The 19,336-nt window shown below is 43.0% G+C and carries 15 protein-coding genes; 5 read left to right on the forward strand and 10 right to left on the reverse strand.

Annotated features, from left to right (window positions below; genetic code table 11):
• Nucleotides 1–171: 171 nt before the first annotated feature.
• Nucleotides 172–888, reverse strand: coding sequence for an iron-sulfur cluster repair di-iron protein (gene ric / locus SWOO_RS02555; protein WP_012323139.1), 717 nt, complete (start codon nt 886–888; stop codon nt 172–174).
• Nucleotides 889–993: 105 nt separating this feature from the next.
• Entirely contained in the window at nt 994–2,124 is a 1,131-nt protein-coding gene (locus SWOO_RS02560; protein WP_012323140.1) for a Kelch repeat-containing protein, read from the reverse strand.
• Nucleotides 2,125–2,342: 218 nt separating this feature from the next.
• Between SWOO_RS02560 and SWOO_RS02565 the strand changes: the two genes are divergently transcribed.
• The 5 genes from SWOO_RS02565 (at nt 2,343) to SWOO_RS02585 (ending at nt 6,098) form a co-directional block, all read left to right on the forward strand.
• Nucleotides 2,343–2,618: a DNA-binding protein gene (locus tag SWOO_RS02565; RefSeq protein ID WP_012323141.1), complete on the forward strand. Its 276-nt coding sequence runs from the start codon at nt 2,343–2,345 to the stop codon at nt 2,616–2,618.
• Nucleotides 2,611–3,846, forward strand: a complete 1,236-nt coding sequence (locus SWOO_RS02570; RefSeq protein ID WP_012323142.1) for a type II toxin-antitoxin system HipA family toxin — start codon at nt 2,611–2,613, stop codon at nt 3,844–3,846. The genes SWOO_RS02565 and SWOO_RS02570 overlap by 8 nt, the downstream gene beginning before the upstream one ends.
• Nucleotides 3,847–4,086: 240 nt before the next feature.
• Nucleotides 4,087–4,398, forward strand: coding sequence for a helix-turn-helix domain-containing protein (locus SWOO_RS02575; RefSeq protein WP_012323143.1), 312 nt, complete (start codon nt 4,087–4,089; stop codon nt 4,396–4,398).
• Nucleotides 4,398–5,714, forward strand: a complete 1,317-nt coding sequence (locus SWOO_RS02580) for a type II toxin-antitoxin system HipA family toxin (protein WP_012323144.1) — start codon at nt 4,398–4,400, stop codon at nt 5,712–5,714. Before SWOO_RS02575 ends, SWOO_RS02580 begins: the two co-directional genes overlap by 1 nt.
• 126 nt (nt 5,715–5,840) lie before the next feature.
• A complete protein-coding gene (locus tag SWOO_RS02585) occupies nt 5,841–6,098 on the forward strand; it encodes a tyrosine-type recombinase/integrase (protein ID WP_267864810.1) in 258 nt (85 codons plus the stop codon).
• A gap of 73 nt (nt 6,099–6,171) precedes the next feature.
• Here the strand turns inward: SWOO_RS02585 and SWOO_RS02590 are convergent, their stop codons facing one another.
• The 8 genes from SWOO_RS02590 to prmA all read right to left on the reverse strand — a co-directional run bounded on the left by SWOO_RS02590 (nt 6,172) and on the right by prmA (nt 19,332).
• Complete coding sequence (locus SWOO_RS02590; protein ID WP_012323145.1) at nt 6,172–8,763, reverse strand: hypothetical protein; 2,592 nt, start codon at nt 8,761–8,763, stop codon at nt 6,172–6,174.
• Nucleotides 8,764–8,765: 2 nt separating this feature from the next.
• A complete protein-coding gene (locus SWOO_RS02595; protein WP_012323146.1) occupies nt 8,766–10,904 on the reverse strand; it encodes an AAA family ATPase in 2,139 nt (712 codons plus the stop codon).
• 3 nt (nt 10,905–10,907) lie between these two features.
• Entirely contained in the window at nt 10,908–12,746 is a 1,839-nt protein-coding gene (locus tag SWOO_RS02600; protein WP_012323147.1) for a restriction endonuclease subunit S, read from the reverse strand.
• Nucleotides 12,746–14,227: an N-6 DNA methylase gene (locus tag SWOO_RS02605; RefSeq protein ID WP_012323148.1), complete on the reverse strand. Its 1,482-nt coding sequence runs from the start codon at nt 14,225–14,227 to the stop codon at nt 12,746–12,748. Before SWOO_RS02605 ends, SWOO_RS02600 begins: the two co-directional genes overlap by 1 nt.
• 93 nt (nt 14,228–14,320) lie before the next feature.
• Complete coding sequence (hsdR, locus tag SWOO_RS02610; RefSeq protein ID WP_012323149.1) at nt 14,321–16,795, reverse strand: EcoAI/FtnUII family type I restriction enzme subunit R; 2,475 nt, start codon at nt 16,793–16,795, stop codon at nt 14,321–14,323.
• Nucleotides 16,796–17,008: 213 nt separating this feature from the next.
• The gene (fis, locus tag SWOO_RS02615; protein ID WP_005496187.1) at nt 17,009–17,314 is read right to left on the reverse strand and encodes a DNA-binding transcriptional regulator Fis; all 306 of its coding nucleotides are present in this window, start codon (nt 17,312–17,314) and stop codon (nt 17,009–17,011) included.
• A gap of 18 nt (nt 17,315–17,332) precedes the next feature.
• On the reverse strand, nt 17,333–18,301 hold the full coding sequence (gene dusB, locus SWOO_RS02620; protein ID WP_012323150.1) for a tRNA dihydrouridine synthase DusB: 969 nt from the start codon (nt 18,299–18,301) through the stop codon (nt 17,333–17,335).
• Nucleotides 18,302–18,450: 149 nt separating this feature from the next.
• Complete coding sequence (prmA, locus tag SWOO_RS02625) at nt 18,451–19,332, reverse strand: 50S ribosomal protein L11 methyltransferase (RefSeq protein WP_012323151.1); 882 nt, start codon at nt 19,330–19,332, stop codon at nt 18,451–18,453.
• Between the last annotated feature and the right edge of the window lie 4 nt (nt 19,333–19,336).

Raw genomic sequence — 19,336 nt, forward strand, 5'->3', positions numbered from 1 at the left:
TTTGACACTTTTTTTGATGCGATTACAAAATCAGACTTTAGTTTGTCATCTTGTTTTCTTTTTCTGCTCTTTGTGAATACAGGGGAGGGCGTACAAGGTTTGTGAAAGGCAGTTTAGCTATAAAAAGACCGGCCATGGCCGATCCTATATTCTGCATTAATATCTAAGCGATTAGTTTGCTAACGCCAATGCTTTTGGGAAGAGGATATTATTCTCAAGGTGGATATGCTGTTTTAAGTCGGCTTCAAACTCTGCCAATGTGGCATAACAGACTCGCCAAGTGGTGCAGGCATGCTCAGGTGGCTGAAAGTCATTAGTTAGCTCATGTAGCTTCTCAAGTATTCTTGCCGCATCATCATGTTCATGTTGCATCGCATTAATAGGGTTTCCTATATGGCCAAAGCAAGCATTTACCGTTTCACCACTCCCCATAGCACGAATAGCTGGGAACAAGATCTGCTCCTCTTTCATCAAATGAGGTGTGAGATCATCAACTAAAGCCCTTATCCAGCCCGCTAAGGGTTTTATCTCGGCATAGTGCTCACCATGTGCGCGCACCATTTTTTGGCTGTACTCAACGAGCAGCGGTGATTTTTCTCGTACGTAACTATGATGTTTAGCTTCGATATAATCGATCAGTTCTGCAACCGGTAGTTGGTTGAGTGCATCCTCTTTTTGACCTGTTCGTTCTAGCTTTTTTAACTCACTCATCACGTCAGAAAGCTCAATATTGGCTTTATTGCAGGCATTGGCTAACGAGCGGCCACCACCACAACAGAAATCGATACCAAATTGGCTGAAGATGTGAGCATAGCGAAAATCTTTAGCGACAAGTTGCCCTACGCCTTGCTCTGAGAGAGAAACATCGGATTGGGTAGTGAGGCTCATAGAAACTCCAAAAGCTGCTTTGTATTTGCATGTTTAATGCATCATATTGGCAGTATTAAAGCTGTGCAATCTATTCCCGACTAAAACACTAGGGTAATCACATTTTCATTGCGCTAGATCATTAATTGGGGTGATTAGCACTCTGTCTGAAACAAGCTGCTTCTCCAGCATTCCGCCCACTCTTAATAGCTCTCCTTGATAAAGAATAAGACCTCGATGATCCATACTCTTCTGTTCGGCCTCTATTGTGGGTAGCCAACTATGGCTTTTAAGATCAAAGCGGTAAAGCTTATTTGAGGGCTCGCTTGGCTGGCTGTTATAGCCAATACCATTGTAGTTGTATGGATTGTCGCTGCCGGCCATAAAGATCAGCTGTTGGTTCTTGCTGTCTCCAGTAGCAGCCATACGATAGTGGGCTACAAGAGGCTTAGCTTTGCTGGTTTCTTGAAACGACGAGTCCAGTGAATAGTGGGGCAGGGCTTGCCAGTCAATTTTTAGGTGGTTATCCGCTTTTATTTTTCCATAGAGGCAGATGGGAGAGGCGGTGAATGTTCGAGCTTGATTTTCTCTGGCTTGAACTGTCACCCCATCGCATAGAACAAGCTCTTGCCCCACTGCAGCAACGGCCTGACCAAATACGGCTGGAGCTGGGATAGGGGTTGCTTGGGACCAAATATTAGTTTGGGTGTCATAGACCTGAACTAAATTGACATTGCCATGTTGGTGCCAGCCACCAAACAGATAGATATACCTGTCTTGATAGCTAAGCGCTGCGGTATCATCAACGGCAACAGGCATGTCGCTAATTCGAGAGTAGCTATTATTTTTAAGTGAATATAGGTAGTTGTCTGATGTGGACACCTCTTGATGATCTTTTGACACCGTATAGCCACCAAAGATATAGACCTTGTCTTTGATGCCAACCGCCATGCTAGCCAATCTTCCTGGTAACTGCTCAATATGAGGCACGTTTGTGATTGCCTGCCACTGAGCTTTTGGCTCATTAAGCTTAAGCCGCCATGCCCTATTATGAACTCCTTGATGGTCTTTCTCTGAGTTCAGTCCCATAAAGCTAAACAGATAATCCTCGCCATCACTGGTTGCCAAAGCCACTGCGTTGTTAGCAACGGGTTCAGGCAAGTTTGGATAATGCACAGCGGGAGAGTTAGCCGATACCTGAAAGTGGGAAAGCAGCAAGGGAAAAAGTAGCAAGAGTACGGCGTTAAGCTTGTTCATATGTGGGCTCCAAATAACAGGTTTAGACATCATAGGGTGTTTGGCACATCGACTCCAAATTGTTACTTCAAAAAAGAGCCCAACATATAGCACTGAATGCGTTATGTGCGCGGTGAATATCTCGGATAAAACATTACAAACCTCTCTAATGTTGCTACTATAGTAGCAATATTTGTCTTTTTATGATTTGTTTTGTCACTATAGTGACAGGTGTTTGTATGTTGAATCTATATACCGCTTTTGATGTTCAAATGGAGTTGCGTGACTTTATAAGTCAATCTCGCAAACTAAATAAGTTGTCGGTGGAAGAATTATCGACCCGCTCTGGCGTACCTTATGGAACCATTAGAAAGTTTGAAACCACAGGGAATATTTCACTAAGGCAGTTTTTGATGCTTTATGAAGCTGTTGGTAATTTAAGCAAAGTCCGAACATTAACTAAGACTGATAATGAGCAGCCTACCAGCATTGAAGAGGTACTAAAAAATGCTTGAGACTCCACTTAGAGTAAACAGAACATTTTCTGATGGCTCAAAGGCGCATATTGGCACATTGGCAGAAAATAGAGCGGGCACATACTTTCAGTTCGATGAAAACTATTTAGCTCAACATCCTACTTCAATCGCTCCATTTAATATTAAGGCCGATCTCACACTACAAAAAGCACCCAAGCAGCCACATTATGGTATCCATGGTGTGTTCGGTGACAGCCTGCCAGATGGTTGGGGATTGCACCTTATGGACAGAGTATTTAGGCAAAATGGCTACAACCCACAACTTATCACAGCGTTAGAGCGACTGGCATATATTGGCGACCAATGCCTTGGTGCCTTGTCCTATGAGCCTGAGATGCATCTACTTGAAGCCGATTCAAGAGATGTTGAGTTAGTAACTCTAGGTCAAGAGGCGGTGAAAGAGTTTGAAGGAACTGAATCAAAGTTAATTGAACAGCTTATGAATGCGGCGGGATCTGGTGGTGCGCGGCCTAAATTGAATGTAACAAAAACCAGTGATGGCCAATTTTCGACACATGCTAATGCCACTGGTGAAAAACTAATTGTTAAATTAACTTCTGAAAAATTCGACCTAAAGCATTCTGAAAGCTTGGTGGAATACGCCTACATGCAGATGGCCAGTAATTTGGGTATTGAAACGCCTAAATTTGAATTGATTGAAGCGAGTGCAGGACGAATGTGGTTACAGCAAACCCGATTTGATTGTACTCCTCAAGGTAAGCGACACATGATCTCGGCTTGTGGTTTACTTGATGCGCCCTTTAGGGAGCCTTCACTTGATTATGTTGATCTCGTTAAGGCCACTCGAATGCTGTGTGGTGTTGGGGAGGCGAGAAAGCTAGTTAAACGTGCCTTGTTCAATTTCATTACCGTAAACCAAGATGATCATGCTAAAAACTTTGCCTTTTTAGCTGACGATAATGATCAGTGGCGGCTATCACCGTTTTACGACATTGTTTACAGCCCCTCGCCATACAAACAGCATATGACATCGTTTAATGGCAATGGCAGTTCGCCAAAGCAAGCACTTAATATACTGGCTGGCCAAGCAGGCTACTCAAGTGATAAGCCATTACGAGAGATGCTAGAAGAGATTTATCAGCAGAGCAGAAGCTTCACCCAAGAAGCAAAAAATCTTGGTATCCCTAATCAATTACTGACAAGCATAGATAACCAGATGACAGAAAAGTGGAATAGCCTTCGATAACTTTGGACCGCAACACTTTTACGCGCATTAAAATGCAATTTTTCACACTTTTACGCGCATAAAAGTGTGGCTTTGTAGTTTGTCTTGTAACATTTCTATTTTTACCTGTTATAGCGTGTGAATTGAATTTAACGGTTGTAGCAGGTAAAGTAGGTTTTACCTGTTTTAGCGTGTAAATCTTGATTTACCTGTTAGAGCGTGTAAAGTTAGAAAGGGATCGAGTGCATAGGTGGGCCAATTATGAAGGTGACAAACTCAAAACAGCTTAGTGCGTATTTAAAAGATGCGCGATTGAACATGAAGCTATCGCAAAGCAAAGTGGGCAATAAGGTTGGTATTCGTCAGGATACAGTCTCAAGCTTTGAGCAAAACCCTGACTCTACGAAATTAGAAACGCTGTTTAAGATCTTATCTGCACTTAATCTTGAGTTAGATATCAAGGTTAGAAATCCCGAGCTGGCCCATTCTAATGTGAAAGATAAGCCTCTTGATGATCATCAAGCTCAAGCCACTGCCACTGCTCAAAACCAAGAGTGGAAGGAGGAGTGGTAATGGCTGTACTCGATATTTATATGAATGGCTATCTGGTGGGGGAGCTCACCAAGTCGACAACAGGTTCTCACTTGTTTGAGTACGCACCGCAGTGGTTAGATACACAAGGTAGTCGTCCAATCTCCTTATCTATGCCACTTCGAAAGCAAGTGTACAAAGGCGATGAAGTGTATAACTTCTTTGATAACCTATTACCTGACAATATTGAAGTGAGAAACCGGATTGTTGCTCGTCACAATGCTCAATCGACACAAGCATTCGATCTACTGAGTAAAGTCGGCCAAGACAGTGTTGGTGCATTGCAGCTAGTACCGCATGGGCAAGCGCCTTTTGAAGTTAAAAAGATTGAAGCCAAACCTTTATCTGATGAGGCATTGGAAAAGGTACTAAAAGGTTACCAGTCAGACATTCCATTGGGCATGTTAAATGATGAAGATGATTTTCGGATCTCCATTGCGGGCGCGCAGGAAAAGACAGCCTTACTTAATCTGGATGGCCAGTGGAAACTCCCTATAAAAGCAACACCCACAACGCATATTATTAAATTGCCTATTGGTGACATACAGAGCCATTCATATCGGATTGATATGTCTGATAGCGTTGAAAACGAATTCCTTTGCATGATGATAGTCAGGGAGTTTGGCTTAGCAGTTCCACACTGCTCAATAATCAAAGTGGGCGATATAAAGGCACTTGCAGTGGACAGGTTTGACCGTAAGTTATCAAGTGATGGCCAATGGATTATGCGCTTACCGCAAGAGGATTTTTGCCAGACATTAAATGTCCCGCCCGCTAAAAAATATGAAAACCATGGTGGTCCCGGTATTGAACAGATCATGCCTTATCTAGTGGGCTCTACCAATGCAGATCAGGATAGGCTTGATTTTATGAAGTCTCAGGTCTTATTTTGGTTGCTAGCCGCGACAGATGGTCATGCTAAAAACTTTTCGTTATTTATTGATGCTGGTGGTGGTTACCGGTTAACGCCCTTTTACGACATCATATCCATGTACCCAGTGATAGGTGGTAAGGGGCTCAATATTCGAGATGCTAAGCTTGCTATGGGGCTTAAGGCCAGTAAAGGTAAGAAGTATTCGATAGCACAGATTTTTCCGAGGCATTTTATTCAAACTGCAAAGGCTGTCGGTTTTGATACTGAAGTCATGGCTGCCATTTTGATAGAGATAGAAGATAGAGTCGATGAGGTCATTGACAAGGTTAAAGCTCAGCTTCCAGAAGACTTTCCATCACATATTAGGGATTCGATTCTCGATGGCTTAAAGGAGCGGTCGCAGCGATTGAAGGATTTTGAGTGATATGTTTAGAAAGACAGGTCGTGGATTTATCCGTGGTTAAAGCAGCTTAAAGCTTAAAACCAGAAGTCAGGATATCTGCTTGGACAGTTAAAGAGCCCTGAGTCGGTTAGCGTTTACGGTGGCAAGATCTGCTACAGGGTCTGGGAAAAGCTACAACACGAGAAGAAGTGGACCTTGCACGATTTAAGGCGAACCCTCGCGACTCGACTTAATGACTTAGGTATTCCACCTCATGTTGTTGAGCACCTGTTAGGCCACTCTGTCTCCGGTGTTGAAGGGATCTACAACCGTAGTCACTATATCAATGAGAAGAAGATAGCGCTTGAACGATGGCTCGATGAGATACAAAGAGAGGCTGTTGTGGAGAGTGAAAAGGCTTTGTAGTTTGTTTTAGTTGTTCATAGGCGAGCAGCGTTATTAATATAGCGCTGCTCATCAGAATAAAAGCCTGATTTAGTTATAACAAGCTCTCACATGCTGGACACTTGATGTTTAATGGCTCCATAGGCATTTGCGAGTGATATGACCAATAGTCACCATTTTTGATAAGTCGCGTATTACAACTGTAGCAATGGTTATACACTGTAAAGTGTTTGCACTCATCACATTCATACCAAGCAGACCTTTGATTTCCTGTATTTGTGTCTTTCCTAGTTAGTTGATGAGAGCCGCAAGCAATACAAAAGTTCATTGATTCAACATCATCAGGGCGACCCCCCAATGAGTTCTCTTCAATACCATACTGCAAGAACATCCCTATCATACGTTGGAATTCATCTAAATAACGTAGCCTTAAGATAGGGTTAGCACATATTGCACCATACTGATGATAGAGTTGACGGCTTGAACTATCCCAATCAAACATTGCTAACTCGCCAAGATAGCTATCTTGTCCCCAGAGCTGTGGCGAAACCTTTTCCTCAATAGCGGCTTTGGCAGGGTGAAGTACAAATACTGCATTAGCGCCATTTTCACTATAATTTTTCTCGTGGTAGAGGTGTTTAACTACACTTGAAATGCCGCCATTGTTTTTCAGAATACCATTAGAGTAGAACTTAGCATCCATAACAAAACGTTTTGTAAAGCGCTCACCATTCTTACGCTCAAAGTTAACGTCCATAACAAAGTCAGGCGTTCTACCATTAGCCAAAACGGGTTCATATCTTAGCTTGAGATCTCGCTTCAGTACTTCATTACTAAAGCCCATGCTTTCGCTATGCCTACCTGTTGAAATTATTTTCAGCAGTCTACGCTTCCAATCATCAGTAGGCTGATAATGATAATTCTGTACTAGCACTTTTATCATTTGTAATAAGCACCAGCGCTCATAGAGCAGAGGCATATTGATTAACCCAATATCTTCTACTTTCTCTAGAGATAACAGTAGATCTTCATCTGTCAGGTTTGTCTGTTCTCGGATTCTTTTATAGCCAGAATGAACTGCCTGATAATCAATGTTTTGCACAAAAGTCATTGAGTTAGGAAAAGTGGAGGATGGCTTGACTCCTAACTTTTCAATCTGATTAAGTAAGACTTTAAATTTGTGTAACTTAGGTTCAAGTTGTTCGTAGACTAATTTAACTGATAAATGCTGATTGCTATAGGTCTCTAGCTGGTTTTGAACTGATCTCTTTTCTCTGTCTTGCTCTAATTTCTCTTGTGATGTAAGTTGCTTTCTCCAGCCACTATTGCGAATTAAATCGACTTGCTGCTTAGCTGCTAAATATTTATCGTGTCGTTTTTGTAAACCTACTCCTCCAATAACCTTTATGCTCGTTAGGTCGAGCAGGGTATAAGTATGGTATGGTGTATCGCGTTGAGAAATGCCAGAAAAGTTAGCTAAATTAGCTTGCACCTCATACTCAAAATATGGTTCAAAGAGGGGGGAATAATTCTCGCTGCCATTACCAAACTTTAGAATGACCGTTTCTTTTACTGACTCATATTCAAACCATGGGGCATTTGGATTTGTTTTAACACCAGCAAAAAAGCTACCATCTTCCGTTTTTTTTGATAACTTCAGGTACCAGAGGTAAGTAGTCGATTGTCTTGGTTTATTGTTATTAATACTTTCAAGCTGTTTATGTAGTCCATTCGTAATGTCGACAGCATTACTCAAAGACTGCATCCGTTTTAAGTCTTTTAAAACGAGTTCTTCATCAATCTGCTTTACATCACTAAACGCCTCAAGTCTTTCATTTAGCTTCGTGACGGTATTTTCTAAACGATTGACCTTGCTCTTTGATATTGTGACTAACTGCTTCAAGATCTTATGTATACGCTGTAAAGCGAATAACACGTAACGGTTTTCCGGTACGTTATAACTAGGCTCGGTTGCACGGCTGGTTAGGAACTTTCGCTCTCCTTTAGTGGCAAGCTCCATAAAAGTTCGATTCACAGGTCTAACTAACTTTCGAGGTTTTAATGTTTGGATTTCTCGCAGTTCAGATTTAGGCTTTTTTAAGATATTTTGTGCATGGGAAAGTATATTATTAACTAGCTGAATGCTTTCTTCGCTTATCCCGCCTTCCTGTACCTTTTTTGCTTTGCCTGTGACGTAGCTATTTTCATCTAAGATCAACTCCCATAAATCACTCTTAAAGTCAGAAAGGTAGCGGTTTAGCTGCTCGGCTGTAAATTCAGAGGAACCGATAACGATTTGGCAAATCTGGCCACTCAGGTAAGCCTTTATATTGCCTGCAGTTCGGTGGGACTTACCAGCCCAACGCTTATTATCTTTTAGCCATACATCAGCCTCAACCCACCACGTTTTGCCTGTGTCTTTGTCTAACACTTTTTTAAGAGGGATGCGTTGACCGTCAGCTCGTTCAAAATAGGGAGCGGTAGAGCTTTTAGTTAGAGCCCTAAAAGCTAATTGCCCATGTTTAACGCCGTCAGTTTTAGGATAGATTACAGTATGACAAGTAAAGTGTTTTAGCGTGTCTTCAAATTCCAGCTTTAGGGGGATGAAAGACTCTGTAACGCTTACAACAGTGTTTTTGTCATACCAAGTAATATCTAGGTACTTAACTTCAAACTTCGCTTTCATTGTTAGGCCCAGTAATTAACCACGCCATCATTCGATTTTGCATTTTCAATAATCGATCTTAGCCCTTCTACGCAGGAGAACTCACTTGAAATTGACTCATGTTCTGTTATTAGTTCTTCAAGCTTTGGTAGTAGTACTTTCTCTAGCAGGTCTAGCTTATTGAAGTTTCCAGACTGTTTGTTGCCGTCAAAGGTAAATTTAGGTAGCACTTTATGGATAATAAAATTATTAATCGCCTGCTCATGGCTTGAATTCAACTCTGTGAACAGTCCAAGGTAGTTAAGTCCTTGACGAATGGTACGCATACCAAACTCGACGTCTAGAGGGCTAAAAAACTCTTTGTTGAGTTCAACAAAGAGCTGGCAAAACTCATCGTCTCGCTTAAAGCTTGGATAAGGTGTTCTATCGCCTAACTCTTCAACCTCCATAAACAAAGGTTTTGAAACATCATCAAAGTCATAGGTGTCGATTTCGGCGAATATCTCATCCCAATCCGTTAAAAGCGGGCTCTTAAACTTCATGATATGTGCGCGGTCAAGAATTTTAGGTGACAAATAGTGGGTAGTTTCATCGATGTTAATCGCACCAATGATTCGAACGTTTGCAGGGATTTTAATTGCTGACGGTGTGCTTATAATACCTGCCAGCATACGGCGTATATCGCCATGGTATTTTATTAATGAGTCTTTATCGCTAAAGCCAAAAGCACGCTTCATTTCAGTATTGACTGCTTCATCTTGCATTAGCTTCACAAAGTCGACCAGTCCATCTTGGGAATACTTTTCTTTTGCCCCTGAAATGATGGACACAACAGCTTTAAGTTCTGATAACACATGCGCAGATTCATTATCAGAATAAAGCTGTATCTCAGGCGTGCCGTCCCTATCTTCGAGCTTTGATAAGAAGTCTGCAAAATAGTATTCAACCCGTGCTAAATTCATCTCATCTAAACAGATAAAGTAAGGAATATCAGGGTTTTGTTGTGCTTCAATCAGCGCTTCGAGAAATGGTGTTGCAAGGTATTTTTTCTCAAGTGGATTATAGTAACCCAACAGATCTTCAGAACTGGTCCAGTTTGGCTTTACTGGGATGATTTTTGATTTACCACCAACAGCTTTGGCAAATGACTGTACCAAGCTGGTTTTACCAGAGCCCGAGTCACCCGCCAATATGATTAAATCGTTTGAGCGAATAAGAGTAAGATAGTTTTCGATGATATGACGTGGGTATAAAATATCTTGTTCTTTTAAGTAAGCCTGAATGTATGAGACCGCCTGCTTATAATCACCGTCGAGTATCCCTGAAAAACTGACCATATCTTCAGTTCCACGGCTCTTCGTTACTTCAAAGATAAAGCTATCGAAATCATCCTCATCGATGAACTCAAAGCTCTTTAAAAAAACGGCTTTTTCGGAAATATAAGACTTTAATTTTTCGATTTTCATGGCCATTTCTAACTGCATCTCTTCGTATTGGGCTTTAAGGGCTTTGAGTTCTTCATTTTTTGTAGTTACAAGCGTTGATAATTGACTACTTTCTTCGCTTACTTTGGCGTACGTTTGGTCTAGCTGTTCTAAAGCTGACTCTTTAGCAATCTTGTCAAACTCTAGGCTTTTAAGCTCGCTCTCTATAGCCGACTTAGACTCTGCAATTTCTGTTGTTAGGTTTTTTATGTAAAAATTATAAATAAGCTCAGGGATATAGTTTGATACATCACCTTGAATTATATCGTCATTTGATAGAGGTAATGACGCTAAGCGTGCTGCACTTCCTCGCTTAACTGATACGTCAAATGGATTACTTTTTTTGGTTCGTTCTGTTGGTGGTGAAAGCTCTAATTCACACCTAACCCAAGCTGTGTCATCATTACCTAAAAGCCGTTTAGCGACTTCTTGGTTAATGAACACGCCTTTATCAATCCCTTTGTGGGCACTAACCGGATAAGAAATAATCCTGTTACCATCAACTGTTTTAATGTCATAGAGACTCACCCAATCATTAAATGGGTTCTTTCGGAGCTCACCCCAAACTTCAATCTTGCCATTGGTGATGCCCCAACTATCAAACAAACGTTGATAAAGTTCGGCATCTGGAAGGTCTTTAACGACATCAAAACTATAGATAATGTCTGTGTTGCTCATTGATTATATAGCCTGTTCGACGATGGCGTCGGTGAGGTGGAGTTGGATTGTTTGGGCGTCGCTTAAGCGGGCTTTGAGTTGGTCGCAAAGCGCCATTAGCTCATCAACTTTAGCAACGATGCGGTGTTGTTCATTTAAAGGGGGAAATAATAATGGAAAATTTGAAATAGTTTTGAGAACTAAATTCTTATTACCTACACCTTGGGTACCCTCTTGAGATTGCTTTTTCACTAATGGGGATTTAACCAAAAGAGAAAGGAAGTTCCCATCAATTTCATTGGTTGAAAATTTAATCAAAGCCACGCTAACGAAGATACTAAATTCTTTATCAGTATTAATTAAGACAGGAACACCTGTTGTCCCAATCTTAGTAAGTAAAAGGTCACCTTTTTGAGGATTGCATCTCTTAATCAAATCTTTATGTTGTTCCTCTGAAATAAACCTAGTATCACCAAAATTTAATTTGCCATCACTCATATCTTTAACTGATAAAAATGGAATGCCATGCTCAATGTACTTTGGAGTGTGGTGAGCACCATCAGTAATAAGATAAGCTATATCTACAAACCTTGCCCACTCCCATCCATTCGGTAGTTCAAACGGCTTTTCTTCATCGGTGATGGCTGGCAGTGGTTTCTGCTTTTTGATTTTCTTGTCAGCTATTAATTGCGCTTTTTCTGCGGCGATACGCTCTAGTAGCTTAGCGGCTGGTTCATCATTAGTATCCTGTGGTACCAGCTTGCCCATGACGGCGAGTTGCAGGATGGTTTGCTTTAGCGTGTCGATGCTGGCGCTGGTGGTGAATAGCGTATCGAAATGCTCGGCAACACGTTGCCAGCTCTCTATAAAGTACAGCTCAGGGCTTTCTACCGGCTCAGGGCTGTTAGCATCAGCAGAAGGAAGCAGTAATGCCCCTAGCAAGATTTCAACTAAGGTTTGGTGTGCTGACTTGCTAGCTTCTGTTTGCGCTTCTAGGGCATCACACAAGATCATCAATTCATCAACTTTAGCGACGATGCGGTGTTGCTCTTCAGTTGGAGGAATTGCAATAATGCCATTGAAAAATTGTTTATCATTAATTGCTGGGTAAGCAATACCTGTCTGAACGCTTTCGACATAATTAATGAAACAAGGTGAACGCAAATAACGATAAATATATGAGCTATTCATTCCCAATAAAGGGTGGATGATTGCAAAGGCTGTACTCGCAATAGGTTCTGGAGATAAATCGTTACCAATGACCGCAATATTGAGTAAATATGGTCGTACAGTCGAATAAATAACGGTATTTCTTTTTACAAGTTTTCGTGCCCGAGATGGTGCGTCAGAAGCTTTTAAGATACTTGGCTCTTCAACAAAGCCTAGTTCTTTATTGATTGCACCAACATCTATATATGTAAATTCGCAATCAGGTGTCTTTTGACCAAGGTCATGTCCAATATCTTGAAGCCTCGTCCACTCCCACCCCTTGGGCAGCTCAAACGGCTTTTCATCCTCGCTAATTACAGGCAAAGCTTTAGGCTTTTTAATCTTCTTGTCTTTCACCAATTGTGCTTTTTCGCTAGCAATGCGCTCAAGCAATATTGATGCTGGTTCATAGCTAGCACTATTTCTCGCCTCGCGGCTGGCCTGTGGTACTAACTTACCGCGAACGGCGAGTTCCAAGATCAGTTCACGCAACTTTTTAATGCCATGCAGTGAAAATTTCTTTGATGAACCACGGCCTGACGCTGACTTTTGCTCGATGGCGGTCGTCCAGATATCAAGGTTCTCAGTGATTAATTGCTCTGCGGTTAACTCTGTCGTTAGTTCCACAGCCTTATTTAATGCGTGCTCAGCCATTATCTAACTTCTCCCGCTGAATCTTTAGGAGAAAGGGCGGCAGAAAGAATGTCTTTAAGCTGCTCACGTAAGGATTGAATATCGGCTTGCTGCTTGGCGTAGTCTTGTAGTAACTCTTGTGGATCGTGGCTGACCACATCACCTACATGGGGGTTTTTAATATCTAGGTTGTAGTTGCGAGCGATGATGTCATCGATAGACACTTTCCATGCCTGCTCGTTTTCAACTCGTGATGCAAAACCGTCGGTTTCAACGCCCCACCAGCTCAATTCAGTTGCAAACTCTTCAAACTTCATTGGCTTGGTTTTGTTGTAGTTCTTCACTCCTGCAGGATATGGGTGCTCATAGAACCAGACATCTTTAGTTGGCTGGCCTTTGTTGAAGAATAGGATGTTAGTTTTAATGCCAGTGTATGGGTTAAATACACCGTTAGGTAAACGCACAATAGTGTGCAGGTTACATTCTTCCGTCAGCAGCTTTTTGATTTTGGTTTTAACGCCTTCACCAAATAGGGTGCCGTCTGGCAATACCACCGCTGCACGCCCTTTCGTTGCTAGAACCTCGATGATTAGCTGTAGGAATAGATCCGCAGTTTCACGGGTTTGCATTTCGCTTGGGAAGTTCTTTTCAATACCGTCTTCTTCGGTGCCACCAAATGGTGGGTTAGTAATGATGACGTCAACTTGGTCATCCCAGCTTGATAATGGCTTATTGAGGGTGTTGCCATGCTTAATCTGTACTGGTACTTCAATACCGTGCAGCATCATGTTGGTGGTACACAGTAGGTGTGGCAGCTGCTTTTTCTCAACACCAAAGATTTGTTGCTGTAGGGTCTTGTGGTCTTCGCCCGATTTAACGTAGTTAGTTTTAACGTGGTCAAACGCGCATGCTAAGAAGCCGCCAGTACCGCAAGCTGGGTCCATAATAGACTCGCCAAGCTTAGGGTCTGTTACTGCGACAATGAACTTAGTGATAGCGCGTGGGGTATAGAACTCGCCCGCATTACCAGCGCTTTGTAAGTCTTTTAAGATCTGCTCGTACAAGTCACCAAACAAGTGACGCTCTTTTGAGTCGGTAAAGTCGATTTCATTAAGCTTGTTGATCACTTGGCGCAGTAGGGTACCGTTTTTCATGTAGTTAAAGGCATCTGAGAATGCTTCTTTGACTACATAACCGCGCGGGTTTTTATCTATCGGCGCAGTGAGGTTTTTAAGCTGTGGGAATAGCTCATCGTTTACAAAATCCAGTAGCTCTTCACCAGTGATGCCTTGATTGTCAGCAGCCCAGTTGCGCCACAAGAACTGTTCTGGGATCGGCTCACGGTAATCGTCTAGTTCAAGCTCTAACTCTTCCTCTTGGGCATCGAACACTTTAAGGAAAAGTAACCAAGACATTTGCCCTAGGCGCTGGGCATCGCCGTCAACACCGGCATCTTTACGCATAATATCTTGGATGGATTTAATCGCTGAACTGATAGACATAGTATTCTCTTTAATTTGAAAACAGGCTCGATTAAATGATTAATCAAGCCTGTGAAATAACGGTTTTATTGCATGCTTTACGCGGCGCGATTGTTAAGCTGATTGCTGGTGGAGCTGATAAATCTCAGCTTCCAATTCGCTAATCGCTTGCTCGTACTCTTTTTTACCACCAAAGCCTTTTTTAACGATTTCACTGAGGCTGCCAATCTCGTTAAAGGGTTGTACTTTGAGCACCTGCATTGATTCAATTTCTTGCACCCCAACATCGGCGTATTTTAACAGTAAATTCTGTAATACTGCTTGGGCTGTGTCAGAGTATTTGGTGAAGTAATTACGCTTTTTAACGTTATTTGCACGTTCTTTACGCGTTAGTGGTGGTTGGTCGTATACCGCATGACAGATCATGTCGAATGGATCCATATCTTTGCCAACCTCTTCTTCAAGTGCGGCCCAGATAATGCCTTCTTGTGCGAGCTCATCGATGATGGCTTGTTTACGGTCAGAATCATTCCAGCGCTTTACGAATTCATCGAGAGAGCTGAACTGCTTAGCCATGGTTTTGCGAGTGTAGTCTTTGAAAGACTCGGTAACTAACTTGCCGTCGCTATCGTAGTACTGCACACGCTCTGCAACTTTACTAACGCTTACACCCGAGACTCGGTATTTGGCTACTTTACGAGTTTCATCGTCTGTCCATTCACCTTCACCTGTTTGAGCACCATCGCCATTACCATCGGGTTGATTATTACTGCTATCGCCACCAAGCTCACCATCATCGAATGGATTATCTTCATCACTTGGGTCATCAATCGAATCTGTGCCATCAATGTCAGTATCGTCATCTTCTATATCTGTAGGGGTAACGACTAAGACCTTCTCTGGCGTACCATCAAAGCGCTCATCGGCAAACAGTTCGGTAGCCTTTTTGAAGTCTAAGATGGTGAACCACAACTTGCCGTATCTGTCATCGATACGGGTGCCGCGACCAATGATCTGTTTAAACTTAGTCATTGACTGAATGTTTTGATCCAGTACCACCAGCTTACAGGTTTTAGCATCGACACCTGTGGTCATCAGCTCTGAAGTAGTGGCAATGACAGGGTAAGGTTTTTTAGGGTTGATGAAGTTATCAAGCTGTGCTTTACCTAGCTCATCATCACCAGTGATTTTCATCACGTACTTATCGTTCTTCGCCATTTGCTCTGGATTGAGGTTGGCGATAGCACGGCGCATGCGTTCGGCGTGGTCGATGTCGTTACAAAATACAATGGTCTTTGCCATTGGGTCTGTACGCTTTAGGTAGTTGGTTATCGTCTCAGCCACCAGCTGAGTCCGCTCATCAATCACCATGGTGCGGTCAAAGTCTTTTTGGTTATAGATACGGTCTTCTATTACCTCACCTTGATTATCTATTTGGCCTTTTGTTGGTCGCCAGCCTTGTAGATCAACATCAATATCTACGCGCACCACTTTATAGGGTGCTAAGAAGCCGTCTTCAATACCTTCTTTAAGGGAATAGGTATAAGCCGGATCACCAAAGTAGTCTGAGTTTGATACTTCAGTCGTTTCTTTAGGGGTCGCCGTTAAACCTACTTGAGCTGCACTTTTGAAATACTCTAGAATCTCACGCCATGCGCTGTCTTCAGAGGCACTACCGCGATGGCACTCGTCGATAATGATTAAGTCAAAGAAGTCTGGGTCTACTTGCTTAAAGGCTTTCTGGCTCTCTTCTGGGCCAGTTAAGGCTTGATAGAGTGCGAGGTGTATCTCGTATGAAGGGTCAACGGTTCTGCCGGTTATCTTAGTCATGGATTGACCGAACGGTTGAAAGTCATTTATGCGAGTTTGGTCGACTAAGATATTACGGTCGGCTAGGAATAGAATGCGTTTTTTAGCGCGAGACTTCCATAAGCGCCAGATGATTTGAAACGCCGTGTAAGTTTTACCTGTGCCTGTTGCCATGACCAGCAATACACGGTCTTTACCTGATGATATTGCTTCTACGGTCTTGTTGATGGCTTGCAGTTGATAATAACGAGGATGCTTACCGCTACCATCGTCATAGTATTCTTGATTGATAATGGGTAGCTGCTTTTCGGTGTAGCCTTTCCAAGCGCAATACTTGGCCCAGAGCTCTTGTGGTGATGGGAAGTCCTCAAGGCGGATTTCGGATTCTAGGTAGTGAGCTTCTGATGTGCCTTGACTGTTTGTGACGGCATGGGTTTTGTCGTGAAAGATAAAGCCATCACCGTTAGAGGCAAAGATGAAAGGTACCTCAAGCAAGCGTGCATAATCGAGCCCTTGCTGCATGCCTTTGCCTACTTCATGTTTGTTAGCTTTAGCCTCAATCACAGCAAGTGGCATGCTTGGTTTGTGATAAAGCACAATATCAGCAGACTTTACGGTTTTGCGCACACCGAGTTGGCCACGCACAATGACCTTACCGTCGCGCAGTTTCACCTCTTGGCGAATTTGCGTCATATCATTCCAGCCCGCATCTTTAATCGCTGGCATGATGAATTTGGTGATGATATCGGTTTCAGTCAGTTTTGCTTTATTGATGCTCATAACCTAACAAGGTCCTTCTAGGAAAGATAACAAACCGTTGCGGACAGCTTTGCCCATTCGGATTGTGTCATAAAGCCCTAAGGAAGCACAGGATTTAGCTCAAGGATTGATAAAGACATGATGTGGTTTTTAACAGCTGTGTGGAGGGCATAACAAAACGGGCTTTCCATTGCTGGAAAGCCCGTTCTCTTACAATCACTTAGACGGTTAGTCTTAGTTCATGCCGTATTTCTTTAGTTTCTTACGCAGAGTACCACGGTTGATACCTAGCATGTTTGCTGCACGAGTCTGGTTACCACGAGTGTGCTGCATGATGATATCTAGCAGAGGTGCTTCAACTTCGCTTAACACCATTTCATACACTTCTTCAGCTTCTTGGCCGTCCATCTGAGCGAAAAAGTTAGTTACTGCGCGCTTTACTGCGTCACGTAATAACTGAGGCTTGATAGTACCGTTAGCGGTTTCGATTTTGCCAACTGTAAGCTGATGAGTTTCTGTGTTAGTAGTCTGATCAAACATTCGTATTCTGCTCTTTAATTAATTCTGTGCAATTTCGTCAAAATAGCGTTCCACCATGGAACCTTGTTCTTCAACAGTTTCCAGCCGATTAAATTCGGCGCGGAATGGACGCTGTTCATCTTGGTCCAAATACCATCCAACATGCTTTCTAGCGAAACGGATCCCCTTATATTCACCGTAAAGTGAGTATAAGTTTTTAAGGTGTTCCAGCATCACTTGACGCTTTTCATCCACCTCTACAGGCGCTAGCATGTTACCCGTTTCCAGGTAATGTTGGATCTCTCGGAAAATCCAAGGCCTTCCTTGGGCACCTCGACCTATCATAAGAGCATCAACTCCCGTATGTTCAAGCACAAATTGCGCCTTCTGCGGGGTGGTGATGTCTCCGTTCGCTACAACAGGGATCGAGACATTCTTTTTAATAGCTTTAATCGTGTCGTATTCAGCATTACCTTTATACATGCACTGCCGAGTTCGGCCATGTACGGCTAACGCGGCGATACCACAATCTTCGGCTATCTGGGCGATTTGAACACCGTTCCTGTGCTCCGGGGCCCATCCAGTTCGAATTTTCAGTGTCACGGGGACATCAACTGCAGCGACCACGGCTTGTAAAATTGCTTTTACCTGCACTGGGTCTTGTAGTAGTGCTGAACCCGCTAGCTTTCTATTCACTTTCTTTGCAGGACAACCCATATTGATATCGATGATCTGCGCCCCTTGTTGTACGTTGACAACGGCGGCGTTGGCCATCAATTCTGGATCTGCACCTGCAATTTGTACTGATCGTATCCCATCTTCACCAGCATGAAGCATCCGCTGGCGGCTTTTATCTGTATCCCAAACATCGGGGTTAGATGAAAGCATCTCTGACACCGCCATGGCAGCGCCATATCGAAGACAAAGGTTTCTAAAGGCTTGGTCTGTGACACCTGCCATTGGTGCCACGATCAGCTGATTTTTCAGTTGATAGGGTCCAATCTGCATTTTCAACATACCTAGAGCTTCAAAGGGGCGCTATAGTACGCCTTTTTTGAGCCAGTGAAAAGGTCAATAAATGACCTGAGCGAAACTTTTTTTCTTGACTTTTGCAAGGCGCGAACTCTGTGGTAGCACGCGGTGTGCTACCGCTAGCGTTATTTACGTATTCCTGTCAAGCGGCTCCACTCCTCTTTGTGAGCGGGCTCATCCATATCAAACCACTGAGTATAAAACTCTGCAACTTCGAGTGCTTGCTCTTGTAATAGGCCTGATAGCGCCAGTTGTCCACCAGGTTTAACTTTTTCTGCAATCAGTGGCGCTAACTCTCGAAGTGGGCCTGCAAGTATGTTGGCGACTAAGATATCGGCTTTAAGATTTTCAGGCTGATCTTCTGGTAGATAGAGTGTCAATTGATCTTCTACGCCATTTCGCTCTGCATTCGCTTTAGAGGCATCGATAGCTTGGTAATCGATATCGATCCCTGTGACCTTAGTTGCACCAAGTTTCAGTGCGGCGACCGCTAAAATACCTGAGCCACAGCCAAAGTCGATCACCTCTTTATTGTCGAAGTTGAGGCTATCTAACCACTCTAGACACAGAGCCGTTGTTGGATGAGTACCTGTACCGAAGGCGAGACCTGGATCGAGAATAATATTAACCGCTTCTGGATCGGGGATCTCACGCCAGCTTGGACAGATCCATAAACGCTCACCAAACTTAATGGGGTGGAAGTTATCCATCCATTCACGTTCCCAATCTTTATCTTCAACTTGCTCAATTTTATAGCTGAAATCAGCGCCTAGAAACGGCTGTAGCTTTAAATTGTCAACCACTATGCTCAGGTCGCGATCGGCTTCGAATAGCGCTGTCAGCACCGTGTGGTTCCACAGGGGCGTTTCGCCTAATGTAGGCTCAAAAATGGGTGTGTCTTTACCATCTTCTAATGTGATAGAGAGTGACCCCTCCTCCATCAGTAGATCGCTGAGTGTGTCGGCATGTTGATTATCGGTATCGATTTTTAACTGGATCCAAGGCATATGG

This window comes from Shewanella woodyi ATCC 51908, assembly GCF_000019525.1.
Classification (GTDB): domain Bacteria; phylum Pseudomonadota; class Gammaproteobacteria; order Enterobacterales; family Shewanellaceae; genus Shewanella; species Shewanella woodyi.